The organism is Actinomadura sp. 6K520, from assembly GCF_004349245.1.
Taxonomy (GTDB): Bacteria; Actinomycetota; Actinomycetes; order Streptosporangiales; family Streptosporangiaceae; genus Spirillospora.
Window position 1 is genome coordinate 1 of record NZ_SMLC01000026.1, and the last position, 26,064, is coordinate 26,064.

Consider the following 26,064-nt stretch of genomic DNA (forward strand, 5'->3'; position numbering starts at 1 on the left):
CCCCCGGGCCCTCCCGGGCGATCCGTTCACCCTCGGCGTCGCCTCCGGCGACCCCGACCCCGACGGGTTCGTCCTCTGGACGAGGCTGGCGCCGAACCCCCTCGCCGAAGACGGCCTCGGCGGGATGCCGAACCGGACCGTCCCCGTGCGGTGGGAGGTCTCGTCCGACGAACGCTTCCGCCGCATCGAACGGCGCGGCACCGCCGCCGCCCGCCCCGGCGCCGCCCACTCCGTCCACGTCGAGCTGAACGGCCTGCGCCCCGGCCGCGACTACTGGTACCGCTTCCGCACCGGCGACCACGTGTCCCCCGCCGGACGGGCGCGCACCGCCCCGCACCCCGCCACCTTCGGGCCCGCCCTCGTGATGGGCTTCGCCTCGTGCTCCCAGTACGAGCACGGATACTTCACGGCCTACCGGCGGCTGGCGGAGGAGCACCCCGACCTCATCCTGCACCTTGGCGACTACCAGTACGAGTACAGGAAGGGCGTCTACAACAGCCCCGGCGGCAACGTCCGCGACCACGAGGGCCCCGAGACGGTCACGCTGGCGAACTACCGGCAGCGGCACGCCCAGTACAAGTCCGACCGCGACCTCCAGGCCGCCCACGAGGCCGCGCCGTGGCTCGTCGTGTTCGACGACCACGAGATCGAGAACAACTGGGCCGCCGACGTCCCCGAGAACAACTCCGACACCCCGTCCCACGAGGCGTTCCGCGCCCGCCGCGCCGCCGCGTTCCAGGCGTACTACGAGAACATGCCGCTGCGCCGCCGGTCCCTCCCGAAGGGCCCCGGCATGCAGCTCTACCGGCGGGTCGGGTGGGGGCGGCTCGCCAACTTCCACATGCTGGACACGCGCCAGTTCCGGGACGACCAGGGCTGCGGCGACGGGTACAAGGACTGCCCGGAGGCCGCCGACCCCGCGCGCTCCATCACCGGCGACCGGCAGGAGGAGTGGCTGCTCGACGGCTTCCGCCGCTCGCGCGCCCGCTGGGACGTCATCGGCCAGCAGGTGTTCTTCGCGCAGCGCGACAACACCGAAGGCCCCGTCAAGAAGACCTCGATGGACGCGTGGGACGGCTACGCCGCGTCCCGCGACCGGATCACCCAGGGGTGGCTCGACGCCGGGGTGCGCAACCCGGTCGTGCTCACCGGCGACGTCCACGCCCACTGGGCGAGCGACCTGAAGGCCGACTACGACGACCCGGACTCCAGGACGGTCGGCTCCGAGCTGGTGTGCTCGTCCATCAGCAGCACCGGTGACGGCCAGGACTCCGACCCCGCCGACCATCCCTTCCTCAGGATCAACCCGCACCTGCGCTTCTACAACAACCAGCGCGGCTACGTGATCACCAGGATCGGCAGGGAGGAGCTGAAGGCGGACTTCACGACGCTGCGCGAAGTCCGGACGCCCGGCGCCGAGGCTTCCGTCAAGGCGACGTTCGTCATCGAGGACCGTGTCCCCGGCGTCAACCAGACCTACCTGCGTCCCCACGTCGCGGCGAAGACATCGGCGCCATCGGACCAGGAGATCATCCGGCGGACCATCGAGAACGAGACCCAGCCCTAGAAGACCCCGCCCTGACGCCCCGTGGCCGGGACGCGCGCCGCGTCCCGGCCCCGCGGCTCAGCGGTCGGCGCGGGGGCTTGTCGCCTGGCCGGCGAGGATGTCGTTCAGGTCGTACGCGACCGGTACTTCGAGCTGCTCGTACGTGCACGACTCGGGTGTCCGGTCGGGGCGCCAGTTGCGGAAGCGGGCGGTGTGCCGGATCCGCTCGCCCTCCATTCCCTCGTAGGCCACCTCCACGACCAGCTCGGGACGCAGCGGCACCCAGCTGAGGTCCTTCTTGCCGGTCCAGCGGGAGATGGCGCCGGGCATGCGGTCGACGGTCGCCTCGGTCTGGGCGGCCCACTCCGCCCACGGGTGCTCGTCCAGATCCCGCAGCCGGTACGGCTCCAGCTCCTCGACCAGCTCGGCGCGCCGCTTCATCGTGAAGGACGCCGCCACCCCGACATGCTGGAGCTTCCCCGCGGAGTTGTAGAGGCCCAGCAGCAGCGACCCGACGATCGGGCCGGACTTGTGCCAGCGGAAGCCGGCCACCACGCAGTCGCAGGTCCGCTCGTGCTTGACCTTGAACAGGACGCGCTTGTCCGGCTCGTACACGGTGTCGCGCGGCTTGGCGATGACGCCGTCGAGCCCCGCGCCCTCGAACTCCTCGAACCAGCGCAGCGCCAGGTCGTAGGAGTCGGACACCGGCGTCACGTGGATCGGCGGGTTGACCCCCGACAACGCGCCGACCAGGCGTAGCCGCCGCTCGCCCAGCGGAACCTCCAGCAGCGACTCGTCGCCGAGGGCCAGCAGGTCGAACGCGATGAACGACGCCGGGGTCTCCTCCGACAGCAGCTTGATCCGCGACGCGGCCGGGTGGATGCGCTGCTGGAGCCCGTCGAAGTCGAGGCGGTTCCCCTTCGGCAGGACGATCTCCCCGTCGACCACGCACCGCTCGGGCAGCTCGCGCTTCGCCGCCTCGACCAGCTCGGGGAAGTACCGGGTGAGCGGCTTTCTGCCGCGGCTGGACAGCTCCACCTCGTCGCCGTCGCGGAAGACGATGCAGCGGAAGCCGTCCCACTTCGGCTCGTACAGCAGGTCGCCCTTGGGCATGCTCTTGACCGCCTTGGCCAGCATCGGCGGCAGCGGCGGGCTGATCGGCAGATCCATCCCCCCATCTTGCGCCCCGGCACCGACAAAAGGACATCCCGGGTCCGCAAAACGGCCATTGGATAACCTGCAGGTCATGCGCCGTCTGCTGCCCGAGCCCGCCGCCGATGGCATCGACCCCTACGACGCCTACGCGGACGCGCCCGGCCTGCGCGTCGGCATGGTGATGAGCGCCGACGGCTCCGCCACCGACGCGGACGGCTGGACGGACGCGCTCGGCGGCGACGCCGACTTCCGCGTGTTCCGGACCCTGCGCGCTCTCGCCGACGCGATCCTCGTGGGGGCCGCGACCGTCCGCACAGGACGGCTCGGACCCGCTCGCCTACGCAAGGATCTGCGCGCGCGCCGCGGCGGCCCGCCCGCCCCCATCGTCGTGGTGAGTCGTTCCCTGGAGCTCGACTGGACGCTTCCCCTGTTCACCGAAGCCGAGACGCCGACCATCGTTGTGACATCACGCAGCGCCCGGAAAGGGGTTCCCGGCCATCTCCAGGTGGTCGATGCGGGGGAGGATGAGGTCAACCTGCCCAAGGCTGTGAAGACGCTGCGTGAAGACCACGGATACGGGCATCTTCTGTGCGAGGGAGGTCCAGCCCTGGCGGCGGCGCTGATTCGCGCTTCCCTCGTGGACGAACTCTGCCTCAACATCGCGCCGACTCTCCTCGGGTCCACCCGCCATACCCGCCTCCTGGAGGGCCTGGACACCGAGGCCGCACTCGACTTGGCCGCCCTCTACCTGGATGAGGGCGTGCTGTTCACCCGCTACAGGCTGCGGGTGTAACGCAGGAAGAGGAAGTCCTCGTCCTGCAGGGCGTGGGCGAGGGTCAGCTCCGGAGGGACGGGCAGGGGCGGCCCGTCCAGGATCCGTGTCGGGTGGCCGGCGAGCAGGAGCGGGCTCAGCGTGAGGCACAGCTCGTCCAGCAGGCCGGCCGCCACCACCTGTGCGAGGACGCCCGGACCGCCCTCGCACAGGAGGCGCCTGTGTCCGCGTGCCTTGAGCTCCCCGACGGCGGCGGCGAAATCGAGGGTGTCCCTCCCGGCGACGATGACGTCGGCGCGTGCCCGCGCGGCCTCCAGGCGTGCCGGGTCGGCGGCCGCCGTGGTCAGCACGATCGTCCGGGCCTTGGCCTCGGTGAAGACCGGCGCGTCGAAGTCCAGGTCGAGCGTGCGGGAGACGATCGCCAGCGGCGGGACGGGGGACCGCCCCGCGCGGACGCCGTCCCACCCCTCGCTCGGCTTCACCGGCCCGTATCCCTCGGTGCGGACGGTGCCCGCACCGACGATGACCACGTCGGCGAGCCCGCGCAGCAGCAGGAACAGGTGGCGGTCGGCCGGGTTGCCGAGGCCGCCGCTGCGCGCGTCGCGCTGCGCCGCCCCGTCCAGGCTGGCGACCATGTTGGCCCGCAGCCACACGCCGCCGGGCGGATAGGCGTAGCTCTCGGCGAGGTCGGCGTCGCCGGGCTCCGGGGAAAGGATCCGCATGGCCCCCCAAGCTACGCGACGCCCAGAAACCGGCGCGGACGGCGTCCCATGCACCAATCTTCACGAATCCGTCACCCCGGAAGTATCGGGAGGCGACACTTATTGGCCGGGGATGGGGAACGCGGATGTTCATCGAAGGGAGCGGGGGGTGGAGTTCGCCGCGCTGGGCGCCTGGGTGGTGGCCTCGGTGGGAGGCGGCCATCTGCTGGTCAACTGGCTGGCGAAGGGGGGACCGCCGGCCAAGGTGACGCGGTTCCCCGCCCTGGTCGTGGCGGGGCATCCGCTCCTCGGCGTCGCCGGGCTGGCCGCCTGGATCGCCTACCTGGCCACCGCGCGGGCCGCGTACGTATGGCTCGCCCTCGCCGCGCTGCTGGTCGTCACCTTCCAGGGCTTCATGCTGTTCACCCGCTGGCTCGTCGGACGCGGCGGCCGGCACGCCCGCGGCGCCGACCAGCGGTTCCCCGCCGCGGCCGTCGCCGTGCACTCCGCCGTCGCGGCCGCCACGTTCGTCCTGGTCCTGCTGAGCGCCATCGAGGTGACCCGCGGCTAGGGCAGCCGCCGCAGGACGGTGAGGGCGCGGTCGGGGATCGTCACGGTGTCCCTGGCCTTGAGGCGGGGGCGTTCGCCGAACGTGCCGGGCTCGGCGGTGGCGAGGGTGAACTCCCAGCGCTCGCCGTACTCGCCGCCGGGGAGGGTGAAGTCGACGGCCTCCGAGCCGGCGTTGATGAGCAGGAGGAACGAGTCGTCGCGGACGCGGCGTCCCCTCGGGTCGGGTTCGGTGATGGCGTCGCCGTTGAGGAAGACCCCGAGGGACTTCGCGAAACCGACGTTCCAGTCGTGGTCGGTCATGCTCTCCCCGGCCGGGGTCAGCCACGCGATGTCGGCGGCGGCGCCGCTGCCCCTCCCGGTGAAGAAGCGGCGGCGCCGGAACACCGGATGGTCATGGCGCAGCCTGGACAGGATCCGGACGAACTCCATGTCGTCGGAGTCCTCCCAATGCACCCACGCGATCTCGTTGTCCTGGCAGTAGGCGTTGTTGTTGCCCTTCTGGGTGCGGCCCAACTCGTCCCCGTGGGAGAGCATCGGCACGCCCTGGGAGAGGAAGAGCGTCGCCAGGAAGTTGCGGCGCTGGCGGGCGCGCAGCTCCAGGACGGCGGGGTCCCGGGTGGGCCCCTCCACGCCGCAGTTCCACGACCGGTTGTCGTCGGTGCCGTCCCGGTTGTCCTCGCCGTTGGCCTCGTTGTGCTTGTGGTCATAGGAGACCAGGTCGGTGAGGGTGAACCCGTCGTGGCACGTCACGAAGTTGATGGACGCGAACGGGCGGCGCGCACTGTGCTCGTACAGGTCGGACGAGCCGGTGAGGCGGGACGCGAACTCCGGCATCGTCGCGTAGGAGCCGCGCCAGAAGTCGCGGACGGTGTCGCGGTACTTGCCGTTCCACTCCGTCCACAGCGGCGGGAAGTTGCCGACCTGGTAGCCGCCCTCGCCGACGTCCCAGGGCTCGGCGATGAGCTTCACCTGGGAGACGACGGGGTCCTGCTGGACGAGGTCGAAGAACGCGGCGAGCCGGTCGACGTCGTGGAGTTCGCGGGCCAGCGCCGAGGCGAGGTCGAAGCGGAACCCGTCGACGTGCATCTCCAGGATCCAGTAGCGCAGCGAGTCCATGATGAGCTGCAGCGCGTGCGGGTTCCGGACGTTCAGCGAGTTGCCGCAGCCGGTGTAGTCGAGGTGGTAGCGCTTGTCGTCGTCGCGGAGGCGGTAGTAGGAGGCGTTGTCGATGCCGCGGAACGACAGCGTCGGCCCGAGGTGGTCGCCCTCGGCGGTGTGGTTGTAGACGACGTCCAGGATGACCTCGATGCCCGCCTCGTGCAGGGCGCGGACCATCGCCTTGAACTCCAGCACCTGCTCCCCGTACTGCCCGGACGAGCTGTAGGAGTTGTGCGGCGCGAAGAACCCGATCGTGTTGTAGCCCCAGTAGTTGTGCAGGCCCCGCGCCACCAGCGCGTGCTCGGGGACCGACTGGTGCACGGGCATCAGCTCCACGGCCGTCACGCCGAGGTCGAGCAGGTGGTCGATCATCACCGGGTGCGCCAGGCCGGCGTAGGTGCCGCGCTGCTCCTCGGGAATCGCCGGGTGCAGTGCCGTCAGGCCCTTCACGTGCGCCTCGTAGATGACGCTCTCGTGGTAGGGGACGCGCGGCGGCCGGTCGTCCGCCCAGTCGAAGAAAGGGTTGATGACGACGTTCTTCGGCATGTAGGGGGCGCTGTCGTCCTCGTTCAGCGCGTCGGGGTCGTCGAACCGGTAGGAGAACAGCGACTCGTGCCAGCGGACGTCGCCCTCGACGGCCTTGCCGTACGGGTCGAGCAGCAGCTTGGACGGGTTGCAGCGGTGCCCCTCACGCGGGTCGAACGGCCCGTGGACCCGGTACCCGTACCGCTGCCCGGGGCCGACGCCGGGCAGGTAGCCGTGCCAGACGAAACCGTCCACCTCGGGCAGCTCGCGCCGCGTCTCCCGGCCGCGGTCGTCGAACAGGCACAGCTCGACCCGCCGTGCCACCTCGGAGAACAGCGCGAAGTTCGTGCCCGTGCCGTCCCAGGTGGCGCCCAGCGGATAGGGGTCCCCGGGCCAAACCTCCCGCATGTTCCAACTCCTCCGCCGGTCCGTCCTGGCCCGTCGATTGTGGCCTACCCACCGTCCGCCAGCCCCCACCCGCCACCATCCAGCAGACGAGCTTCGCTCGGCGACCGTCTGCCGGCCCTTACGCGCCACACCAGGGTGTCATGCCGCCGCGCGGGGGAGGCGCCAGACGTCCTCGCCGTCGGCCGTGGTGTCGCCGGTGCGGTGCAGGCCGAGCTTGGCGGCGACGGCCGCGGAGGGCCGGTTGTCCGGGTGGACGGTGGCGACGATGTCGTGGACGCCGTGGGCGAGCAGCCAGCCGAGCAGGGCGCGGCCGGCCTCGGTGGCGAAGCCGAAGCCCTGGTAGGGCATCCCGATGACCCAGGCGACGGACGCGACCTGGCGCGGCGGACCCGGCGTCACCGTCGAGCCGGTCGCCGCGGGCGCCACGGCGAACCCGGGCGGCGCGGGCGTGACGGTCGCCTGGACGTAGCCGACGGCCTGCCCGTCGCGGACCCGGCGGACGATCCAGTTCAGCCAGCACTCCTGGTGGAACGGCGCGGGCCCGGCGACCAGGTGGGCGTAGCGGGCGCGCAGCTCGTCCCGGCCGAGGGGCGCGCCGCCGATGTAGCGGTGCAGGCGCCGGTCGTCCAGGACCGGGGCCATCTCGTCGGCGTGGTGGACCGCCAGCGGTTCCAGGACGAGGCGCTGGGTCCCGATGGTCTCGGCGAGCGGCCCGTACACCCCGCCGATGGTAGGCCCATGACCGTCAGAGCCGCCGTGTCCACACCCCGGCGGAGTGCTGTTTCGGGTCGAGCCACAGCCACGGCTGGGAGTGGCGGAAGGGCAGGTCGGTGCCGGGCTGCCAGGGGAACAGGCCGGCGCCGTTGGGCCAGACGACCTGGAGCATCGGCAGCGGAGGCCGGCGGTAGAACGCGACGGCGCCGCCGAACAGCCCGTCGTACCAGCGCGGGTCGATCTCCCGGAACGCGGCCGCCTGCCCGCGGACGACGCCGTCGCGGCGCTCCCCGTCCGCCGGGACGCGCCCCTCGGCGGTGTGCCGCCCGAGGGTGTTGAGGATCTCCTCGGTCTCGTAGACGTCGCGGCCGAACATCGCCAGCTCGGGCGCGCGGTGGCTGTGCCAGAGGCCGACCGTGTACGCCCACCCGGGCCGGTCGCCGTCCGCGTGGACGAGGACGACGCTCCACCCGTACTGCGTCACGTGCACGATGGTGCGGAGCTGGAAGTTGTCCAGCCGGTCCCGGTCCCCGTGGTCACGGCAGATCACGCACGTGCACGAGGGGCCATCGCCGGACATGGTTATCAGTTTACGAGCTATTGACCTTCGGTATCGCACCGGGCGCGGCACGTCACGAACGCTCGCGGATGCGCCGAGCGGCCCCCGCGGACGACCGGGCCGGGCAGTCGAGTACTTCCAGGCGGTCATCTCGACAACTCGCACACCTCGGGCCCGCCGCGCGGCAGGGTGCGGACGGGCCCGGGGGTGGTGGTGTTTCAGGATCAGCCGGGCCGGAACGCGAACACATCTCCCGTGATGGTCGGCACGAGGACGGTTCCGTCCGGGGCGACGGTCGTGCCGACGGAGAAGATGGTCAAGCCCGGTATCCGCTCCCGGTCGAGTACGGCGCCGGTCGCGGTGTCGACCACGACGAGATCGTTGCCGAGCGTCGCCGACACCGTCGCGTAGGCGACCCCTCCCGCGGCCTGTGTCGGGAGGCCGCGGTTGACCAGCCCTCCCTTCGTCCAGACCCGCTGGGCCCTGTCGCCCATGTCCCTGATCGCCATCAGGCCGCCGTCTCCGCCGCCCGCCGGCATGATCAGGCCGTCGGGGGACGTCGACGGACTGCCGCCGGCCGCGTAGCCGGTGTCATGGCTCCAGATCGTGGCGCCGGTCGCGGCGTCCAGCGCGTGGATTCCTCCTTCGTTGTCGCCGACATAGAGGCGCGATCCGTCCGGTGACAGGTCCGGGCTCGTCGCGCTCCCGCCGGGCAGGGACTGGTTCCTCCACAGTGGCCGGAGCGACGGGCCGTCTCCCTCGGTCAACTGCATCGCCCGTATGTCGGCGGCCGGGGCGCCCTTGTCCCAGAAGGTGAAGAAGAAGCGTCCGGTGGCGAGGTCGACCGCGAGCGTGTTGGAGGACGGGCATTCCTCCGTGCCCCGCATGCAGGCCCGTGTGTCGTCGGTGTCGGGCGCGCCTGGAATGAGCTCCACGGGCGGAAGGACGGGCTCGCCGGTGTTGCGGTCCAGCACGTAGATGCGTCCGATGTGGGTGATGAAGAGGAGATTGCCGGAGGGGGTGAACTGTGCGGAGAGCGGCGTGCCGACGATGGGCGTCTCCCAGCGGAGGCTTCCATCGGCGGCAAAGGAGTGCATCGCCTCGCCGTCGGCCAGATAGATGTGCCCCTCCCGGTCCAGAAGGGCGGAGGACGCGATGGCCTCGGCATCGACCGCACTGGAGCACCAGATCGTGCTTCCGGTGGCCCCGTCGAGGGCGTGCAGGTGGCATCCCGTGCCGTTCGTGGTCACAAAGACGCGCCCGGCAGCATCGTTCGTCGCGCCCAGGTAGATGCTGCCCGAGAAGCTGCGCTGCCACGCCAGGGTCAGGTTTCTCGCGCCGCTGACCGGCGAGTGGTCGGAGTTCCTCGCATCCGCGTGGGCGGTGGACCAGCCCGTTCCGTAGACCGACGCCGGCCCTGTCACCGCACGAGCCGGATCGGGTGGCGAGGACGCGGCCACGGAGACGAGCAGCAGGAGCGCGAGAACCGTTCCGCCGAGGTGCTTGGCCGACATGTCAGCAGCCCTTTGCGCCGCTGCCGGCGGGGCAGGCGGGCTTGGCGGTCGAGACCGCCAGCGGCCGGACCGGCACACCGTCGCTCCACGTGCCGAGCGAGGTCTGCTGCGCGGTGTTCCCCAGCGCGTGGTCGCAGTGGGTGCCGTAGACCGAGCAGTCGCGCAGGGCGTCGCCGAGCTTCCAGAGGCCGCGCCAGTCGAGCGCGTCCAGCACGGACTGGCCGTTGTTGCTCGTCGGCACGCGGTGGTCGGCGGTGAGGGCGGGTGCGCCGTGCGCGTCGCTGAACATCCACAGGTAGTTGCGGTTGGCGGCCGGGATGTGCCCGGTCAGGCCCCAGAGCGCGTCGCAGCCGGTCCGGCCGGTCGTGGTGTCCTCGTCCGCGACCACGCAGCCGATCTTGGTCGTGGCCGGGATGCCGGCCAGGGACGCGTCGATGGTCCGGTCGTAGGGCATGGCGAACAGGATCGCCCTCGGGCGGGGCAGTGACTCCGCCGACCAGCGGGCGGCGATGTTGGCGCTGGTCGGCCCGCCGTAGGAGTGGGCGATGAGCGTCATGCCCAGCGAGGTGTCGGGCCTCATGGGCGCGTCGTCGGAGTATCCGGCCAGCGCGTGCTTGATGGAGTGGATGGCGTTGGACGCGAACTCCCGCGGCGGCGTCAGCGCGCTCGTCTGGTAGCGCGGGAAGACGACCACGTTGCCCTTGCGCGCGAGATGGGCGATCCAGTCCTGGTAGTACTCGGGGTCGTCGCCGAGCCACCCGTGCACCAGGACGACCAGCGGCGCGGTCGAGGGGGCGGGTCCGCCGCCCTGCCACCCGGAGGGCTCGTAGACCCAGTAGTCCTTGGTGCGGTCGGGGAAGGTGACGCTGCGGACGGTGGAACCCGACCACGGGTAGTCCGCGCCGCCGGGGCCGGCCGCGGGCTGCGGTGGCGGTGCGGCCTCCGCCGCCAGCGCGCCGGGGGCCAGGCCGACGAGCATGGCGACCGCAGTGATCAGGATGAGGATCGGACCTCTGATCGCCGTCGTCTTCGGACTCGTTTCTCGTAGCGGATAATCCATCTGACTGCCTCCTCGGGGGTGGGCCTGCCTGGAGCCCGATGCCTTCCAGGCAGGGCGAGATGGGCCGGCACGCCGTGCAGCGTGCGGGCGGGCGATGGATCGGAGACGGGTGTGCGGACCTATGTGCTGGGCAGGTGGGCGGGGTCAGCCTGCGGGCACGCGGCTCCGGTCACGGTCGAAGGTCAGGCGTGCCGCGATCGTCATCAGACCTCCCGGCAGGAGCGGGACGGGCACCCCGTACATGGCCGAGACCATCGAGCCGGTCGCGTTCGAGACGATCCCGGCCACGAGCGGTCCGGACGCTCCGAACACGTGCACGACGGCGAAGTCGCCTCCGCGAGCTCGGGGTCCCCCGCTCGACGGATGTCGAAGTAGTCCTTGATCATTTGCCTTTCCCATACTTCGGGGGTTTGGCGATCAGGTCCCTCCGCCCCGCCTTCGAGCCGGGCCGGTCCGGGCTTGGTAGCTGCGTCGGGATGATGTCCTCGTGGTGAATGGTGGCGCATTTGCACTGAGAGTGCAACAGTCGATCCCATGTTGAGATTCGAGCTCATGACCACAGGTCGCGTCCCGCTCCCCGGAACGGTGCGGGGATGAGGCCGGCCCGCGCCCTCGGCCTCGCCGCCGTCACGTCCGGCGTGTGCCTGCTCACCCTTGCGCCGCTTGTGCGCCTCCAGGTGGCACCGCGGATCCTCGTCGCGCCCGCCGACCTCTACCAGACGACGACGCTCCAGGCCGTCGACGCCACGTACCTGGACGCTAAGAGCCGCACCGTCAGGCGCGGCGCGCGGATCAGGGCCGTCAATACCATTCGCGGCGATGTCCGCGCGAGTGACGAGAAGACCGCTGTCTGGGACTCCTTCACGTGGATCGGGGACGCGGACAGCGGCGCCGAGATCGAGATCCAGTCGCAGCGCATGGCCTTCGACCGCCGGACGGCACAGCTGGCCGGCGTGCGCGGCGCCGCGGTGAACGGCGACACGGGCGTCCGGCAGTCCGGGATCGGGCCCTTCTGGCCGATCGGCGTGCAGAAACGGACCTACCACGTCTTCGACACCAGGACCCTGACACGGCAGCCGATGGTCTTCGCCGGAGTCGACCGGGTGGAGGGCGTCATGGTCTACCGGTTCGTCCAGCGCACAGAGCCGACGGTGATCGGCTCCCCCACACGGGTTCCGGTCTCACTGCTGAACCTGAAGGAACCCGGCCGTGAACTCCCCGGCCTCGACGCCGACCGCGGTGACGTCGAGGTCGACAAGGTCTACGAGGGGACGGTCACGGCATGGGTCGACCCGCGCACCGGCACCCGCATCGACCAGCGGCAGAAGAGCAGGACGGTGCTCCGCACCAAGGACGGGGTCGACCGCCTGGTCGTCGCCGACTTCGAGCTGAGGCTTTCCGACGCCGACCGGCGGGACCGTGCAGTTCGGGCGGACCGGACGGCCCGCGTGATCGTGCTGCTTCAGGTCGTCCTGCCAGTCGCCTCGGCCGGTCTCGGTGCGGCCCTCCTGGTGGCGGTCTACCTCACGGCCCGTGCCAGGCGCCCCCGTCCCGACGCCGCCCCTCCGCCCTCACGCGAGGCCGAACCCCGAGAAGCATCATGACGACGCATCCGGGCTCGCGGGCCCAGGGCTTGGCCGAACATCTGAACCGCGAAAAGCTCCGTTTCAAGGCCGACGTTCGCCGCCTCAAAGCCCTCGGCCTCACCGAAAGCCTGGAGACCGGATACCGCCTTTTCCCGCGCGGCGAAGCCCCGATGGCAGTCCTGCGATCTTCGCTCGAGTGACACATTGCGGGGCCGTCGCGATGGCAAAAGGGTCGTCCGCATATCAGGTGGGGTCGAATTCGCGATCTATGTACCCGGACGGGTCAGTTGCCTTGCCACCCCTGGAATTCGGTGTTGAACTCCTGCCGGGTGACGACGTTGATCCTCCGTACGTCGACCTTCGCTGTGCCGTTCTTCAGGTCCGCAATGTGCCCGTCCCCGACCTTCCAGACGCCGACCAGGCCCGAGCTGACCGCGCCCACCGCCATGAAGGCGGAGCGCTGCCGGCGCATGTAGTTCGCCAGCTCGGTGGCGTCGCGGTCGTCCGTCAGGGTGGCGCCGACCGCCTTGGCCAGGGTCGGCACCATGTCGCGGAGGATGATGCGGCTGTTGGCGAAGTCCCGCAGCGCTGTGAGCTGGTCCTGCACCGAGGCGTTCTGGTGCGCGTCCCGGTACGCCTGGGTGGCCGCGACGACGTGGTCGTACACCGCCTTCACCGCCAAGTTCACCTCGGTCGTCCGGGAGGGGCGCCAGGAGTTCTTGACCCGGAGCGTGTAGCGCAGCAGGTCGACGACCTTGGTGTGGAACTCGCCGAGTGCCGCGGGCGCGTCACCGGCCCGCGTCGCCGACACGCCGACCGCCTGGTCGCCCAGCTTGTCGAACTCCTTGATCGCCAGGGCCACGCCGTGCGTGCTCCGGTACTCCATCAGATCGGCCTCCGGGACGCCCGGAAGGTTCGACAGGTTCCCCTCGTACGCGTCGGGGAACTCGTGCTCGACCCAGTAGCCCGGGTCGTTGATCGTCGCGAGGCAGAACCGCTTCTCGGCGTCCCTGCGGGAATCGCTCTCGCTGTGGAGTTCTCCGACGAGGTTGAGTTTGTTCGACTGCAGCACTTTGTGCCCCCGTTCGCCGTGACCGGCTGTCGCTTGATTAATACTCCCTGCATTGGGCCGTTGGCGCTACGCAGGTCTCTGACCAATTGCGGCCAGCAATTCAAGAAAGGATCTCCACGAGCATGACGCCTGCGCGCCGTGAAGTGCTAAAGGGATTGATCCCCCTAAAACGACCAAGAACAGTTTCCGGTTCAGCCGCGGGCGGGCCGGGGCGGCTTGAGGCCGTGGACCAGCCGGCTGATCGCGCTCACGTCGTCGGCGGCCTCCGGGACGAACGCCTCCGTCACGTGCAGCGCCGGTCGACGATCGGGGACAGGTCCAAGCCGGGTGGGAGGGTGCGAGCGGTCAATTCGTGGCAGAGTGGCGGGATGCCTGGCGCGCGGTACGGGATGGATGCGCCCTACGGGTTCGGCTTCGTGGGCTTGGTCGTGCTGGGGTTCTGGGTGACCGGGCTGGTGATGGCGGTCACCGCCGATCTGGCCGCCGCGCTGCCCGCGCTGGTCTCCGGCACCCTGCTGGCGGGATGCCTGACCCTGAGCCTGCACGCAACGCTGCGCGGCAAGTTCCTGGTCTGGTGGGACGTGCTGGACGAGCTGGACCTGCGTGGCGACGAACGGCTGCTCGACCTCGGCTGCGGACGCGGCGCCGTCCTGTTGGCCGCCGCCCGGCACCTCCCGCGGGGCAGGGCGGTAGGCGTGGACCTGTGGCGCGGACGGGACCAGTCCGGCAACAGCCCGGCGGCGACCCTGCGCAACGCCCGCGCCGAAGGCGTCGCCGACCGCGTCCACGTGCACGGGGGTGACCTGCGCAGACTTCCGTACGCGGAGGCAAGCTTCGACCTGGTCGTGTCCAGCCTGACGGTGCACACCATCTTCGGCGCGGACGCCCGCGCCCAGGCGATCGCCGAGGCGTACCGGGTGCTGCGGCCGGGCGGCCGCCTGCTGATCGCCGACCTGGCGCGGACCCCCCGCGAGTACGCTGCGGTGCTGGCCCGGCTGAACGCCCAGGACATCCGGGTGCGCGGCCTCGGCTGGCGCGCGTGGTGGGGCAGTCCATGGGTCCCGACCCGCCTGCTCACCGCCCGCAAACCAGCCACCCCCTGAACACACCTACCGGCGATCCAGGCCCCCATGGTCACCTGGCGTCCGACGAGCACCCTCGCTTACAGTGAGTAGCCAGACGTGTGTGTTCCACGGCTTCCGGGAGATCGTCCTCCGTGATCAGAGCCGCACCCGGCCCGGCGGTTCTCGCGGAGCCGAGCAGAGTTCCGCCGACGAGGTGGTCGGCAACGTGGTGCGGCAGGTGAAGTTGCCGGAACACTTCAAGCCGTGCAATCGCCCTCACTGGACATCAGCGAAGGCGAGACGGGTGCCCGGGGATCTCAACGAGGTGCGGCGATCGCGGAGGGGTTGCCCCGACGCCCCCTGGGTTCCGGGCGGGCGCTGACGGTGGCGGGAGCCGGCCGGCGGGCCGGTTGGGGCGGCCGGGCCGTCAGTAGTTGCTGCCGGTCACGACGGCCACCGGGCGTTCGGCGGCGAAGCGGTGGCTGAGCGCGGCGGCGATGCCGAGTGCGCCGGCCGGTTCGAGGAGCAGGCCGAGCGTGTCCCGGGCCGTCCGCAGGCCGGCGCGGATCTGCTCCTCGTCGACGAGCACGACGTCGTCCACGTACGCGCGCATCCAGTCCACCGCCGCGGGCACGGGGACCCGGACGGCGACGCCGTCGGCGATGGTCCGCACCTCGGGCGACGACACCGGGGTGCCGCGCCGCCAGCTCTCGGCCATCGCGGGCGCGCCCGCGGCGGACACGCCCACCACCCGGGTCGCCGGTGAACGGGCCTTCAGCCAGCAGCCGATGCCGCAGACCAGCGCGCCGTTGCCGACGGGCACCAGCACCGTGTCAGGGCGCAGCGCGGCCAGCTCAACGGCGATGGTGCCGGCGCCCTCGCAGATCCGCGGCTCGCGGCCGTCCTCCACGAAGAGCCAGCCCTCGTCGTCCGCTCCATACGCCCTGGCCGCGTCCTTGGCGGCGTCGAAATCGTCGCCGGTCTGCACGACCTCCGCGCCGAGCGCGCGCATGGCCGCGACCTTGGCCGGGTTCGCGTTCCGCGCGCAGAACACCGTGACAGGGATTCCGCGCGACCGGCCCGCGTAAGCGATGGCCTGGCCGAAGTTGCCCGCGGACGCGCACAGGACCCGTTGGCCCGCGCCCAGACCGCGCATGAAGTAATCCGCCCCGCGCCCCTTGAACGAGCGGATCGGGTTGAACGTCTCCAGCTTCACCGCCATGTCCGCGCCCACCTGGCGGGCGAGCGCCGGGTCCACGAACTGCGGCGTGTTCCGGAAAACCGGATCGATCGACGCGGCGGCTTCCTCTACGTGCTGCACCTGCAGTGGCTCGGTCACCTGATTATCGTATACGATGTGCGAATGGCCGTCAGACCGACCGTCCAGCTGGGCGACCCGCTCCTGCGCACACCCTGCGCCGAGATCCGGGACCCGGGCGGAGCCGAGACCGCGGAGCTCGTGACCGACCTCGCCGACACCCTGGCCGACTGGGTGCGCCGCACCGGCTACGGGCGGGGCATCGCCGCCCCGCAGATCGGCGCCCCGGTGCGGCTGGTCTACCTGCACCTGGACCGGCCGTGGGTGCTGGTCAACCCGGCCATCGTGGCCCGCTCCGAGTCGACGTGGGAGCCGTGGGATGCGTGCCTCAGCTTCTCGGTGGAGATCTTCTGCAGGGTCCGCAGGTCCACCTGGGTGGACGTCACCTACACATCCCCCCGCGGTGAGCAGCACGACCTGCGCGCCGACGGCGAACTGGGCGAGTTGCTGCAGCACGAGATCGACCACCTCGACGGCGTGGTCGCCGTCGACCGGATGACCTCGGCCGAAACCCTGTGCATGCGCTCCGAGTTCGAGCGCCGCCACCGCGCCGAGAGCCCGTACCGCCGATGACCTCGCCCGCCCCAGGCGCCCAGCAGCCGATCACCCGCGCCGAGCCGCTGCGCGAGGCCGTCTATCTGCGCATCGTCGAGCTGATCTCTTCGGGTGCGTACGCCCCGGGCGCCCCGCTGACCGAAGCCGGGCTCAGCCGGACACTGCAGGTGTCGCGGACGCCGGTCCGCGAGGCGCTGCTGCGGCTGCAGGCCGAAGGGGTGCTCACGTCCACACTCGCCCGCGGGTTCACTGTGCGGACACTCGCGGCCCGCGACGCAGCCGAGCTCTACCCCGTCCTCGCCACCCTCGAGGGGCTGGCGGTCCGATCGGTCACCTCGCTGGACGAGACCACGCTCGACACCCTGCGCCGCACGCTGGACCAGCTCGCGCACTGCACGGAACCGGTACAGCGCTGGCGACTCGACACAACCTGGCACACGATGCTCACCGCCGCGGCGGGCAACCGGCACCTGCAGACGATGATCGGCCAACTGCGCACCAACCTCTCCCGCTACGAACTCGCCTACATGCGCGAGGTCTGGCGGCGCGATACCGCCGACCGGCAGCACGCGGAGATCCTGGCCGCGATCACCGCCGGCGAGCGGGAGCACGCGGCCGCTCTCGTCGAGCGCCACTGGCACGACGGCATGAAGCTGGTCATGGACTGGCTGGCCGCTCGGCAGGACGATCCGGGCGAGAAGACGGGCGGGGCCGCATAGCGCGTAGTCATCGGTGCACACTCTCAGGGCATGACCGCCGAGCCGGATGAAGTCGGCGCCCCCTCGACCCAGAGGTGCACGTGCAATGAGGTAGTTGCGCCTGCGGTCGCGATGTCTAGAGTCTGCGTTGTGACTGATATCGGAGCCGACGTCGACAAGCGCGTTGCCGAGGCGTGGACGCGGATCGAGGCCGGCCTGAGTCGCGTCCTGCCGGCTTCCCTGCCGCAGCTCAATGCGCTGGCCACGGTACAGGCCATCGACGCGGTGGAGGCCGCCTTGGCCATACCACTGCCGCAGGAATTCCGCGTTAGTCTCCGCATTCACAACGGAACCGACCCAGGCCCGACACTGTCGCCCCCTGAGCCCAGCCCGGTACCGCTGACTCACCTCTGCGACACCAACGAGATCATCGAGATGACCCGGATGTGGCGCGACAACTACCATCCGGAGCCGGACTGGGACGATCCTCAGGTCTGGGCATACCTGGTCGATACGAAGATGCTCTGGCTGAACGGGCCGGTACGGCCGATCATCGGTTCGCCGGGCGCAGTGGTCGTGGGCGACATGAATGGCGACGTGCAGTGGCTGCTCGACATGGATCCGGCACCGGGAGGAACGCCCGGACAAGTGGTTCGGGTTGACGTCGAATGCGCCTCGTGGGACGTGCTGGCTCCGTCCTGGACGCAGTTGCTTGTCCGCTACGCCGAAGATCTGGAACTCTACACGGCTGATTCCGATAACTCGACTCTGGAGATCGATCACCTCGGACCGGCCTGCGAATGGGGCAGCACCCCGACAGACTCTTGGGGGATGCGTCCCGCATGGCTCCGGGACGTTCAACCTCGCAGTCCATACCCGCAATGATGGCCCCCTGCACAGCTGTCCTCACGGCCGGGTCCGTGATGTTGCTCGGAGCGGTACTGGCCAGGTCAGCGGGGCGGCATGGCGGGCCGGGGCCTGAGCTTGGGTGTGGGCTCAGCCGAGTTTCGGGGTGGCGCGGTCGATGATCGGGGCGAGGTCCAGACCTTGCGGGAGGGTGCCGAAGGCGGCTCCCCAGTCGCCAGCGAGGCGGGTTGCGCAGAAGGCGTCCGCGACGGCCGGGTGGCCATGCCTGACCAGCAACGATGCCTGAAGAACGAGGGCCAGGCGCTCGGCTACTCGGCGGGCGCGGAGTTCGATCGTTGCGGTGTCGGTGAAGGCGTCCTTGGCGTCCTGGACGGCTGCGTCCAGGCGCTTGTCGGCTCCTTGGGCGAGGTCGACCTCGCCGAAGAACGCGTCCAGGGTCTGCGGCTCGCGTAGGATCGCGCGGAGGAGATCGAGTGCCGCGACATTGCCGGAGCCCTCCCAAATGGAGTTCAGGGGGGATTCGCGGAACAGGCGGGGCATTCCCGACTCCTCCACGTAGCCGTTGCCGCCCAGGCATTCGAGGGCCTCGGCGGCGTGCGCGGGCCACCGCTTGGTGATCCAGTACTTGCTGACCGCGAGGCCGAGCCGCTTGAACGCCGTCTCGGTCTCGTCCCCGCGCACCGACCGGTCCGTCGCGCCCGCCAGGCGCAGCATCGTGATCGTGGCGGCCTCAGACTCGATCGCCAGGTCCGCGAGGACGTTGCGCATCAGCGGCTGGTCGATGAGGTACGCGCCGAACGCCCTGCGGTGGGCGGCGTGGTGGGCGGCGGACGTGACGCCGTGCCGCATCCCCGACGCCGCGCCGATCACGCAGTCCAGCCGGGTCATGTTGACCATCTCGATGATGGTCGGCACCCCGCGGCCCTCGTCGCCGACCCGCCAGGCGACCGCGTTCTCGTACTCCACCTCGGAGGACGCGTTGGACCTGTTGCCGAGCTTGTCCTTCAGCCGCATCAGCCGCATCGGGTTCAGCTCGCCGTCCGGCAGGACGCGGGGGACCATGAAGCAGGTGAGGCCGCCGGGTGCCTGGGCGAGCGTCAGGAACACGTCGCACATCGGGGCGCTGGTGAACCACTTGTGGCCGACGAGGCGGTAGGTTCCGTCCGGCTGCGGGGCCGCCTCGGTGGTGTTGGCGCGGACGTCCGAGCCGCCCTGCTTCTCCGTCATCGACATGCCGGCGAGCAGCGCGTTCTTCGTCAGCGGGGCGCGCAGCCCGTAGTCGTACTCCCGCTTGGCGAGGAGCGGCTCGTACCGCGCCGCGAGCTCGGGGGACCGCCGCAGCGCAGGGACGGCCGCGTACGTCATCGAGATCGGGCAGCCGTGGCCCGCGTCCACCCGCCAGGTGTAGAACTTGGCGGCCCGCGCGACGTGGGCGCCGGGACGCGGGTCGGACCACGCCGAACCGTGCAGCCCGTGCGTCACCGCGACCATCATCAGCTCGTGCCAGGCCGGGTGGAACTCGACCTCGTCGATCCGGTGCCCGTACCGGTCGTGGGTGCGCAGCACGGGCGGGTGCTCGTTCGCGAGGCGCCCCCACTCCTGCGCCCGCTCCGTGCCCGCCAGCCGGCCGAGCTCGCGCACCTCGGCCTCGGCCCATCCGGCGCCCTCGCGCCCCAGCCCGTCCAGCAGGACCGCCTCGTCGGCCACGTCGTGCCCGGCGAGCGGGGGGACCTGATTGAAGACCTCGTGCGTCACCGTGCCGCTCCCACGCGCTGCTCAAATGATGTTCACTCCGCTGCCACGCAGGATACAGAACCGGGTTCGGGCAACCATTGATCCTGCCCGTACCCCCGCCGGAGGTCCATCCTCCTCAAGTGGTGAGGCGATCTCGTCCGCGCGGCGGATTGTCCCGCCCCCGCGGGGGCATACCTTCGGAAGCATGAGTCAGTCCAGTCCGCAGCCTGAGCGGCCGTCCCCGTGCCGCCCGCGGGACCGGCGGCAGGACCTGTACCCCGACCGGCCCGGCACCGACGACTCGCTCGACGCGGCCCCCGGAGGCGCGCCGTCCCCGGGCGGGAAGGCGGGGCCGGACGCGATGCGGGCCTCCGACGCCGAGCGGGAGGCCGTCGTCGAGCGGCTGCGGATCGCCTCCGTCGAGGGGCGGCTCACCTTCGAGGAACTGACCGAGCGCAGCGAGGCCGCCTACGCGGCCGTCACCCGCGGCGAACTCGACCGCATCACCGATGACCTGCCCGGCATGGGCGCCCCCGGCGCCAACCCCGCGCCCCGCCAGGTCCAGCGCAAGTTCAGTGCCGTGATGGGCGACTGCACGGAGCGCCTCGTCGGACGCATCGACGGCCCGCTGGAGGCGCTGGCGGTCATGGGCGACGTGCAGCTCGACCTGCGCGGCGCCCAAGTCCCCACCGGCGAGATCAGCATCTCCGCCACCGCCGTGATGGGCGACGTGAAGATCATTGTCCCGGACGGCGTCAGCGTCGTGCTGTCCGGCCACGCCTTCCTCGGCGACCGCAAGGTCAACGTCCGGGAGGCGCAGCCGGGCGCCCGGGTGCCCGTCGTCCGCGTCACCGCCCACGCCGTCATGGGGGACATCAAGATCGTCGACGATGAGCACCACGCGCCGTTCCGCCGCGCCCTGACGGACTGGTGGCGCGACCGCCGGCCGCCCGGCTAGCGGCGGCGGGAGTCGTCGTGGCGTTCGGCCTCCGCGACGCCCTCCTCGTCGGGCGGGAGCGTGTCGGGGTGCTCGACGTCCACGCCCGGCGTGCCCGTGCCGCTGGTCGTCTCCCCGGCCGGGGCGGTGCGGCCCCGGGCGTCGGAGCGCTCGTTGACCGGCGCGAACTCGCGGTCGTGGGTCTCTTCCGGCTCGTGTCCGAGATCTTCCCGTTCCATGGGAGGCCGCATACCCGGCCAGCGGCGCGTCGAACGCCCCCGGCCGGCCCCGTGCGACCGGGTGCCGTCAGACCGCCGTGGCCGCGGTGGACGTGACGAGCGCCTCGTCGTAGCGGCGGAGGATCAGGTCGGCGACCTCCGGGGCCGCGCCGAGGACGGGCGACACCGCGGCGGCGCCCGCGGCCAGCGCCGCGTTCCTGACCTTGTCGGCGAAGTAGCCCGGCGCCAGGAAGTACGACGCCACCGCGACGCGGGGAGCGCCCGCGTCCAGCAGGGCCGTCACCGCCGCGGCCGGTCCGGGGCCGGTGCCGGACGCGTAGGCGGGGACCACGCCCCACCAGCCGCGCGGCCGCCACTCGCGGGCGAGCCGAGCGATGGTCGCGTTGGCGGAGGCGTCGCTGGAACCCGCGGAGACGAGGACGACGGCCACGTCCGGATCACCGGGCTGCACTCCGGCTTCGGTCAGGCGGCGCTCCAGGGCGCCCGTCAGCAGCGGATGCGGGCCCAGCGTCCCGGCCGTGCGGAGCCGCAGCCGGGGGTGCCGCCCGCGCACCCGGTGCAGGACACCCGGGATGTCGGTCTTGCTGTGGTAGGCGGCGGTGAGCAGGAGCGGCAGCACGATCGTCTCTTCCGCGCCGTCGAGGGCGAGGCCGGCCACGACTCGGTCGGGCGCGGGCGGGCCGTGGTCGAGGAACGAGGCGTGCACCGGGAGCTCCGGGCGCCGTTCCCGGACCGCGCCGAGCAGGTCCGCGACGGTCGCGGCGGCCCGGGGGTCGCGGCTCCCGTGCGCCACCGCGACCATCGGCACCGCCGGCCGGCTCAAAGGTGGATTCCGCACTCGACCTTCCCCATCCCGGCCCAGCGGCCGCTGCGGGGGTCCTCGCCGGGCGCGACCGGGCTCGTGCACGGCGCGCAGCCGATCGACGGGTAGCCGTCGTAGTGCAGGGGGTTGACGAGCACCCCGTTGTCCTCGATGTAGTTGTCCATGTCCTCCTGGCTCCAGTCCAGGATGGGGTTCACCTTGACCATCCCGCGCCTGCGGTCCCATTCGACGACGCGGCGGTCGCGGCGGGTCGCGGTCTCGTCCCGGCGGATGCCGCTGAACCACGCCATGTAGCCCTCCAGCGCGCGGCCGAGCGGCTCGACCTTGCGCAGGTGGCAGCACAGGTCGGGGTTGCGGCCGAACAGCCGCGGGCCGAGGGCGGCCTCCTGCTCCTCGACCGTGCGCGACGGGGTGACGTTGACGACGTTCACCGGGTAGACGGCCTCGACCGCGTCCCGGGTGCCGATCGTCTCGGCGAAGTGGTAGCCGGTGTCGACGAACAGCACGTCGATGCCGGGCTTCACCTTCGACACCAGGTGGATCAGCGCCGCGTCCGACATGGACGAGGTGAGGCAGATGCGGTCGCCGAAGGTGGCGGCGGCCCAGCGGATGATCTCCAGCGTGGGCGCGCCCTCCAGCGCGGCGGAGGCGGATTCGACGATGTCTTCCAGGTCAAGGGTAGGTCTGTCGGTCTCCAGAAGGGTCACCGAGGGATCTCCTTGCTCGTGGTGGCGGGAACACCGACACCGAGGAATTTCAACGTGAAGGAACGGACGCAGTCGGGGCAGAACCACGAACCGTGCTCCGCACGCGGTTCGAGGTGCTCTTCACCGCAGTAGGGGCAGTAGAACGGCGCCATCCGCTCGCCGCCCGGGGACGCCGCGCTCACTTGAGGTCCGCTTCGTCGGCGCGCTGCACCCACTCCGCGAACGTCTCGCCCTCGTCGCGCTGCTTGTCGTAGTTGCGGACGACGCGCTCGACGTAGTCGGTCAGCCCCGCCGAGGTGGTCTTCAGCCCGCGGACCTTCTTGCCGAACGTGGCGCCGAGCTGCCCGCCCAGATGGATCTGGAAGCCCTCGACCTGGTCGCCGTTCTCGTCCACGACGAGCTGGCCCTTCAGGCCGATGTCGCCGACCTGGATGCGGGCGCAGGCGTTCGGGCAGCCGTTGACGTTGATGGTCAGCGGCTGGTCGAAGTCGGGGAGCCGCTCCTCCAGCTCGTCGATCAGGTCCATGGCGCGCTGCTTGGTGTCGACGATCGCGAGCTTGCAGTACTCGATGCCGGTGCACGCCATCGTGTGCCGCCGGAACGTGGACGGGCGGACCTGCAGGTCGTGCCTGGCCAGCTCGTCGGCGAGCGCCTCGGTGTTCTCCTCCGGGACGTCCAGGATCACCATCTTCTGCTCGATGGTGGTCCGCACCCGGCCGGAGCCGTAGCGGTCGGCCAGCTCGCCGATGACGCCGAGGATCTCGCCGCTCACCCGGCCGGCGCGCGGGGCGAACCCGACGTAGAAGTTGCCGTCCCGCTGCGGGCGGATCCCGACGTGGTCGCGGCTGGCGAGCGGGGCGGCGGGCTCCGGGCCGTCCGGCAGCGCGTACCCGAGGTACTCCTTCTCCAGCACCTCGCGGAACTTCTCCGCGCCCCAGTCCTTCACCAGGAACTTCAGCCGGGCGCGGCTGCGCAGCCGCCGGTAGCCGTAGTCGCGGAAGACCGAGGTGACGCCGTGCCAGACCTCGGTGGCCTGCTCGGGCTTGACGAACACGCCGAGGCTCTGCGCGAACATCGGGTTGGTGGACAGCCCGCCGCCGACGAACACCTGGTAGCCGGTCTCGCCTTCCTCGTTCACCACGCCCACGAACGCGATGTCGTTGATCTCGTGGACGGTGCAGTGCGAGGTGCAGCCCGACAGCGCCGTCTTGTACTTGCGCGGCAGGTTCGAGAACTCGGGGGAGCCGATGTAGCGGTCGTGGATGTCGCGCAGCTGCGGGGTCGCGTCGATGACCTCGTCGGCCGCGATCCCGGCCAGCGGGCAGCCGATGATGGTGCGCGGGACGTCCCCGCACGCCTCCATCGTGTGCAGGCCGACCGATTCGAGGGCCTCCCAGATCGCCGGGACGTCCTCGATCCGCACCCAGTGCAGCTGGACGTTCTGCCGGTCGGTGATGTCGGCGGTGCCGCGGGCGTACCGGGTGGAGATGTCGGCGATGGTGCGCAGCTGCGGGCCGCTCAGCTGCCCGCCGTCGATCCGCACCCGCATCATGAAGTAGCGGTCCTCGAGCTCCTCGTCCTCCAGCGCGCCGGTCCTGCCGCCGTCGATGCCGGGCTTGCGCTGCGTGTACAGGCCCATCCAGCGGAAGCGGCCGCGCAGGTCGGCGGGGTCGATCGAGTCGAAGCCGGTCTTGGAGTAGATGTCGATGATGCGCCGGCGGACGTTCAGGCCGTCGTCGTTCTTCTTGTTCTCTTCGTTCTTGTTGAGCGGTTCGCGGTAGCCGAGGGCCCACTGGCCCTCGGCCTTCTTGCGTTTGATCGCGGGTGGCACGGCGCGCGTCCTCGTCTGTGGTCGTGGGGGACGCGTAGCGCACCGGCAGTCTGAGGCAGCCGGCTCGACGCTGAGCAGGGTGATGTCAAAGGTGACGCCGATGCGCCACGCGCCCGCCTGAACTGGGGCTGCGTGGTCGGGGCGTCACCGACAGATCGCGCTGCGGACGCGCAGGAAGTCCACGTGCCGGCGCTTGGCCAGCAACGGGTCCGCAGCAGTCATACCTGAACCATGACACGCGGTCTCGCGGGCTGTCCAGTGACGTCCGGCATGCGGACGGGTGACATGCGTCATCCCTGCCGCCGCCAGTTCACCGGAGGCTCGCCCTCTTCACCGGTCACCGGGGTGCCGTCGCGGTCGCCGGCGGGGGTGTCCCGGCGCCCGTGCCCCGGCGTGGCCGGAGCGGGACGGTGCTGGCAGTCGCACCACGAGCCGCCACGGCACTCCCCGTGGCGGTGGTCTCGGCACGACCGGCAGATCATGTCTCCATTGTCGCCTATGAAGGCCGATGCCCGGTTCATCGGAAATGATCATGATCCGGATGACGTTCCCGGTCGTCGAAGCGGGTATGAGCGAGGGGATGCGCGGGGGACGGGCCACGCGCCCGCGCGACGGAAGGGCTGGGGAGGCGGTCGCGACGCGACGCGACGCGCGAGGCACCGAAATGGGCGAGGGGACATGTTCCGGACCCGCAACGCTCTACGGTGGGGCGGTGTGACCACCGTCTCCGACGCCGAGGGCGTCCCGCCGCGCGGGGACTCCGAACAGGACGAGGGCCAGGGCAAGGGGCAAGGCGCCCCGGCCCCGGGCGCCGCCCACCCACCCGAAGGCCCGCCCGGCGACGCGCCTGAGAACTCGCCCGGCAACGCGCCCGGGGACGCGGACGACGTCGCGGCGGAGAACGCCGACGGCCCCGGCGCGAGCGTCGCGAAGGCGCAGGGCGCCGGCGCGGAGCCGGCCCCGGCGCCGGGCATCGCCGCCCGGATTCGCGACCGCGCCCGTGCCGGGATCGGCGCGGCGGCCGGAGTCGTCTGGGCGCTCACCAAGGGCACCGCGGCCGGGGCGTTCCGCTACCGGGTGACCGGGCTGGCGGCCGAGGCCGCGTTCTTCGCGCTGCTGTCCCTGCCGCCGCTGGTCATCGGCCTGATCGGCACGATGGGGCACCTGCGGGGGCTGTTCCAGCCCGGCACCGTGACCGAGATCCGCACCTGGGTGATCGAACAGGCCCGGACGGTACTGACCGGCCCCGCGGTCGACACGGTGGTCGTGCCGCTGATCGACGACGTGATCCGCGGCGGGAGCCCGGACATCGTGTCGCTGAGCTTCCTCCTGTCGCTGTGGGCGGGGTCGCGGGCGACGAACGTCTACATCGACACGATCAGCATCGCCTACGGGCTGTCCGGCATCCGCGGCGTGATCCGCACGAGGCTGCGCGCGTTCTTCCTGTACCTGATCGGCCTGCTGGTCATGCTGACCGTCATCCCGCTGCTGGTGGCGGGGCCCGCGCTGGTGCAGCAGGCGCTGCCGGAGAGCGCCGGGCTCGTCCAGGCGCTGTACTGGCCGGTCGTGGTGACCCTGTCGATCGTCTTCCTCGCGACGCTGTACCACCTGAGCGTCCCGGTGCGGACGCCCTGGTGGCGGGACCTGCCCGGAGCCGTCCTCGCGCTGCTCATCTGGATCGTCGGCAGCTTCGGGCTGCGGTACTTCCTCGCCGGGTCGCTCAGCGGCGTGTCGGTCTACGGGTCGCTGTCGGCCGCCATCGCCGTCCTCGCCTGGCTGTACGTGGCGGCGCTCGCGGTGCTGATCGGGGCCGCGCTGAACGCCGAGATCGACCGGCTGTGGCCGTCCGCCGACACCGCGCGGGCGCGGGCCGTCCGCGACGCGCGGGCCGGCGAGCCGGCGGGCGACGAGGACACGGAGAGCAAACGAAACCCCGCCTGAGGTCCTGATA

At 71.3% G+C, this 26,064-nt stretch carries 27 protein-coding genes; 11 read left to right on the forward strand and 16 right to left on the reverse strand.

Features of this window, described 5'->3' with window-relative positions; translation table 11 throughout:
* A partial coding sequence (locus E1289_RS09695) for an alkaline phosphatase D family protein (protein ID WP_131977714.1) occupies positions 1-1,567 on the forward strand: 1,567 nt, incomplete at its 5' end.
* A 57-nt stretch (positions 1,568-1,624) separates the two neighbouring features.
* Here E1289_RS09695 and E1289_RS09700 read toward each other — a convergent pair.
* Positions 1,625-2,716, reverse strand: a complete 1,092-nt coding sequence (locus E1289_RS09700; protein WP_131977717.1) for an ATP-dependent DNA ligase — start codon at positions 2,714-2,716, stop codon at positions 1,625-1,627.
* Between the two features lie 76 nt (positions 2,717-2,792).
* Between E1289_RS09700 and E1289_RS09705 the strand changes: the two genes are divergently transcribed.
* A complete protein-coding gene (locus E1289_RS09705; RefSeq protein ID WP_131977720.1) occupies positions 2,793-3,494 on the forward strand; it encodes a dihydrofolate reductase family protein in 702 nt (233 codons plus the stop codon).
* On the opposite strand, the gene E1289_RS09710 is transcribed toward E1289_RS09705, so the two are convergent.
* The gene (locus E1289_RS09710) at positions 3,476-4,195 is read right to left on the reverse strand and encodes a pyrimidine reductase family protein (RefSeq protein ID WP_131977723.1); all 720 of its coding nucleotides are present in this window, start codon (positions 4,193-4,195) and stop codon (positions 3,476-3,478) included. The genes E1289_RS09705 and E1289_RS09710 overlap by 19 nt on opposite strands.
* 148 nt (positions 4,196-4,343) lie before the next feature.
* Here E1289_RS09710 and E1289_RS09715 point away from each other — a divergent pair, with 148 nt between their 5' ends.
* On the forward strand, positions 4,344-4,745 hold the full coding sequence (locus tag E1289_RS09715) for a hypothetical protein (RefSeq protein WP_243712723.1): 402 nt from the start codon (positions 4,344-4,346) through the stop codon (positions 4,743-4,745).
* Here the strand turns inward: E1289_RS09715 and glgX are convergent.
* The 6 genes from glgX to E1289_RS38095 form a co-directional block, all read right to left on the reverse strand.
* Positions 4,742-6,835 (reverse strand): glycogen debranching protein GlgX, encoded by a 2,094-nt coding sequence (gene glgX / locus E1289_RS09720; protein WP_131977729.1) that lies wholly within the window; start codon positions 6,833-6,835, stop codon positions 4,742-4,744. The two genes, E1289_RS09715 and glgX, sit on opposite strands and share 4 nt — an antisense overlap.
* Positions 6,836-6,973: 138 nt before the next feature.
* Positions 6,974-7,555, reverse strand: a complete 582-nt coding sequence (locus E1289_RS09725) for a GNAT family N-acetyltransferase (RefSeq protein ID WP_131977732.1) — start codon at positions 7,553-7,555, stop codon at positions 6,974-6,976.
* A gap of 25 nt (positions 7,556-7,580) precedes the next feature.
* Complete coding sequence (locus E1289_RS09730) at positions 7,581-8,129, reverse strand: DUF4262 domain-containing protein (protein WP_131977735.1); 549 nt, start codon at positions 8,127-8,129, stop codon at positions 7,581-7,583.
* A 203-nt stretch (positions 8,130-8,332) separates the two neighbouring features.
* Complete coding sequence (locus E1289_RS09735) at positions 8,333-9,622, reverse strand: PQQ-binding-like beta-propeller repeat protein (protein ID WP_131977738.1); 1,290 nt, start codon at positions 9,620-9,622, stop codon at positions 8,333-8,335.
* Position 9,623: 1 nt separating this feature from the next.
* Positions 9,624-10,682: a hypothetical protein gene (locus E1289_RS38090; protein ID WP_165970403.1), complete on the reverse strand. Its 1,059-nt coding sequence runs from the start codon at positions 10,680-10,682 to the stop codon at positions 9,624-9,626.
* 144 nt (positions 10,683-10,826) lie between these two features.
* Positions 10,827-11,000, reverse strand: coding sequence for a hypothetical protein (locus tag E1289_RS38095; protein WP_165970404.1), 174 nt, complete (start codon positions 10,998-11,000; stop codon positions 10,827-10,829).
* A 275-nt stretch (positions 11,001-11,275) separates the two neighbouring features.
* Here E1289_RS38095 and E1289_RS09745 point away from each other — a divergent pair, with 275 nt between their 5' ends.
* Complete coding sequence (locus tag E1289_RS09745) at positions 11,276-12,286, forward strand: DUF3068 domain-containing protein (protein ID WP_131977741.1); 1,011 nt, start codon at positions 11,276-11,278, stop codon at positions 12,284-12,286.
* Positions 12,283-12,468, forward strand: coding sequence for a hypothetical protein (locus E1289_RS09750; protein WP_131977744.1), 186 nt, complete (start codon positions 12,283-12,285; stop codon positions 12,466-12,468). Before E1289_RS09745 ends, E1289_RS09750 begins: the two co-directional genes overlap by 4 nt.
* An 83-nt stretch (positions 12,469-12,551) precedes the next feature.
* Here E1289_RS09750 and E1289_RS09755 read toward each other — a convergent pair whose 3' ends face one another.
* Complete coding sequence (locus tag E1289_RS09755; protein ID WP_131977747.1) at positions 12,552-13,340, reverse strand: hypothetical protein; 789 nt, start codon at positions 13,338-13,340, stop codon at positions 12,552-12,554.
* A gap of 368 nt (positions 13,341-13,708) precedes the next feature.
* Here E1289_RS09755 and E1289_RS09760 point away from each other — a divergent pair, with 368 nt between their 5' ends.
* A complete protein-coding gene (locus E1289_RS09760; protein WP_131977750.1) occupies positions 13,709-14,443 on the forward strand; it encodes a class I SAM-dependent methyltransferase in 735 nt (244 codons plus the stop codon).
* 388 nt (positions 14,444-14,831) lie between these two features.
* Here the strand turns inward: E1289_RS09760 and E1289_RS09765 are convergent, their stop codons facing one another.
* The gene (locus E1289_RS09765) at positions 14,832-15,743 is read right to left on the reverse strand and encodes a pyridoxal-phosphate dependent enzyme (RefSeq protein ID WP_131977753.1); all 912 of its coding nucleotides are present in this window, start codon (positions 15,741-15,743) and stop codon (positions 14,832-14,834) included.
* Positions 15,744-15,767: 24 nt separating this feature from the next.
* On the opposite strand from E1289_RS09765, the gene E1289_RS09770 reads away from it, so the two are divergent.
* From E1289_RS09770 to E1289_RS09780, 3 genes are all read left to right on the forward strand, one after another.
* Complete coding sequence (locus E1289_RS09770; RefSeq protein ID WP_131977756.1) at positions 15,768-16,295, forward strand: peptide deformylase; 528 nt, start codon at positions 15,768-15,770, stop codon at positions 16,293-16,295.
* Positions 16,292-16,996, forward strand: a complete 705-nt coding sequence (locus E1289_RS09775) for a GntR family transcriptional regulator (protein WP_131977759.1) — start codon at positions 16,292-16,294, stop codon at positions 16,994-16,996. The genes E1289_RS09770 and E1289_RS09775 overlap by 4 nt, the downstream gene beginning before the upstream one ends.
* A 129-nt stretch (positions 16,997-17,125) precedes the next feature.
* The gene (locus E1289_RS09780; protein WP_165970405.1) at positions 17,126-17,860 is read left to right on the forward strand and encodes an SMI1/KNR4 family protein; all 735 of its coding nucleotides are present in this window, start codon (positions 17,126-17,128) and stop codon (positions 17,858-17,860) included.
* A gap of 111 nt (positions 17,861-17,971) precedes the next feature.
* Here the strand turns inward: E1289_RS09780 and E1289_RS09785 are convergent, their stop codons facing one another.
* Complete coding sequence (locus tag E1289_RS09785) at positions 17,972-19,597, reverse strand: acyl-CoA dehydrogenase family protein (RefSeq protein ID WP_131977764.1); 1,626 nt, start codon at positions 19,595-19,597, stop codon at positions 17,972-17,974.
* A gap of 184 nt (positions 19,598-19,781) precedes the next feature.
* Here E1289_RS09785 and E1289_RS09790 point away from each other — a divergent pair, with 184 nt between their 5' ends.
* A complete protein-coding gene (locus E1289_RS09790; RefSeq protein WP_243712724.1) occupies positions 19,782-20,534 on the forward strand; it encodes a DUF1707 domain-containing protein in 753 nt (250 codons plus the stop codon).
* On the opposite strand, the gene E1289_RS09795 is transcribed toward E1289_RS09790, so the two are convergent.
* The 5 genes from E1289_RS09795 to E1289_RS09815 all read right to left on the reverse strand — a co-directional run bounded on the left by E1289_RS09795 (position 20,531) and on the right by E1289_RS09815 (position 24,113).
* Complete coding sequence (locus tag E1289_RS09795; RefSeq protein WP_131977767.1) at positions 20,531-20,752, reverse strand: hypothetical protein; 222 nt, start codon at positions 20,750-20,752, stop codon at positions 20,531-20,533. The genes E1289_RS09790 and E1289_RS09795 overlap by 4 nt on opposite strands.
* A 67-nt stretch (positions 20,753-20,819) precedes the next feature.
* Positions 20,820-21,554 (reverse strand): sirohydrochlorin chelatase, encoded by a 735-nt coding sequence (locus E1289_RS09800; RefSeq protein WP_131977857.1) that lies wholly within the window; start codon positions 21,552-21,554, stop codon positions 20,820-20,822.
* Between the two features lie 17 nt (positions 21,555-21,571).
* On the reverse strand, positions 21,572-22,282 hold the full coding sequence (locus E1289_RS09805) for a phosphoadenylyl-sulfate reductase (RefSeq protein WP_131977770.1): 711 nt from the start codon (positions 22,280-22,282) through the stop codon (positions 21,572-21,574).
* Positions 22,279-22,464, reverse strand: a complete 186-nt coding sequence (locus tag E1289_RS09810; RefSeq protein ID WP_243712725.1) for an Insertion element protein — start codon at positions 22,462-22,464, stop codon at positions 22,279-22,281. The genes E1289_RS09805 and E1289_RS09810 overlap by 4 nt, the downstream gene beginning before the upstream one ends.
* A complete protein-coding gene (locus E1289_RS09815) occupies positions 22,461-24,113 on the reverse strand; it encodes a nitrite/sulfite reductase (RefSeq protein WP_131977773.1) in 1,653 nt (550 codons plus the stop codon). The genes E1289_RS09810 and E1289_RS09815 overlap by 4 nt, the downstream gene beginning before the upstream one ends.
* Before the next feature lie 714 nt (positions 24,114-24,827).
* Here E1289_RS09815 and E1289_RS09820 point away from each other — a divergent pair.
* Positions 24,828-26,054, forward strand: coding sequence for a YihY/virulence factor BrkB family protein (locus tag E1289_RS09820; protein WP_243712726.1), 1,227 nt, complete (start codon positions 24,828-24,830; stop codon positions 26,052-26,054).
* Positions 26,055-26,064 lie beyond the last annotated feature (10 nt).

Coding starts and splice junctions, on each gene's coding strand:
- E1289_RS09700 (WP_131977717.1), bottom strand. CDS start 2,716: ATGGATCTGCCGATCAGCCCGCCGCTGCCGCCGATGCTGGCCAAGGCG.
- E1289_RS09705 (WP_131977720.1), top strand. CDS start 2,793: ATGCGCCGTCTGCTGCCCGAGCCCGCCGCCGATGGCATCGACCCCTAC.
- E1289_RS09710 (WP_131977723.1), bottom strand. CDS start 4,195: ATGCGGATCCTTTCCCCGGAGCCCGGCGACGCCGACCTCGCCGAGAGC.
- glgX (WP_131977729.1), bottom strand. CDS start 6,835: ATGCGGGAGGTTTGGCCCGGGGACCCCTATCCGCTGGGCGCCACCTGG.
- E1289_RS09730 (WP_131977735.1), bottom strand. CDS start 8,129: ATGTCCGGCGATGGCCCCTCGTGCACGTGCGTGATCTGCCGTGACCAC.
- E1289_RS09735 (WP_131977738.1), bottom strand. CDS start 9,622: ATGTCGGCCAAGCACCTCGGCGGAACGGTTCTCGCGCTCCTGCTGCTC.
- E1289_RS38090 (WP_165970403.1), bottom strand. CDS start 10,682: ATGGATTATCCGCTACGAGAAACGAGTCCGAAGACGACGGCGATCAGA.
- E1289_RS09745 (WP_131977741.1), top strand. CDS start 11,276: ATGAGGCCGGCCCGCGCCCTCGGCCTCGCCGCCGTCACGTCCGGCGTG.
- E1289_RS09750 (WP_131977744.1), top strand. CDS start 12,283: ATGACGACGCATCCGGGCTCGCGGGCCCAGGGCTTGGCCGAACATCTG.
- E1289_RS09760 (WP_131977750.1), top strand. CDS start 13,709: ATGCCTGGCGCGCGGTACGGGATGGATGCGCCCTACGGGTTCGGCTTC.
- E1289_RS09770 (WP_131977756.1), top strand. CDS start 15,768: ATGGCCGTCAGACCGACCGTCCAGCTGGGCGACCCGCTCCTGCGCACA.
- E1289_RS09775 (WP_131977759.1), top strand. CDS start 16,292: ATGACCTCGCCCGCCCCAGGCGCCCAGCAGCCGATCACCCGCGCCGAG.
- E1289_RS09790 (WP_243712724.1), top strand. CDS start 19,782: ATGAGTCAGTCCAGTCCGCAGCCTGAGCGGCCGTCCCCGTGCCGCCCG.
- E1289_RS09795 (WP_131977767.1), bottom strand. CDS start 20,752: ATGGAACGGGAAGATCTCGGACACGAGCCGGAAGAGACCCACGACCGC.
- E1289_RS09800 (WP_131977857.1), bottom strand. CDS start 21,554: ATGGTCGCGGTGGCGCACGGGAGCCGCGACCCCCGGGCCGCCGCGACC.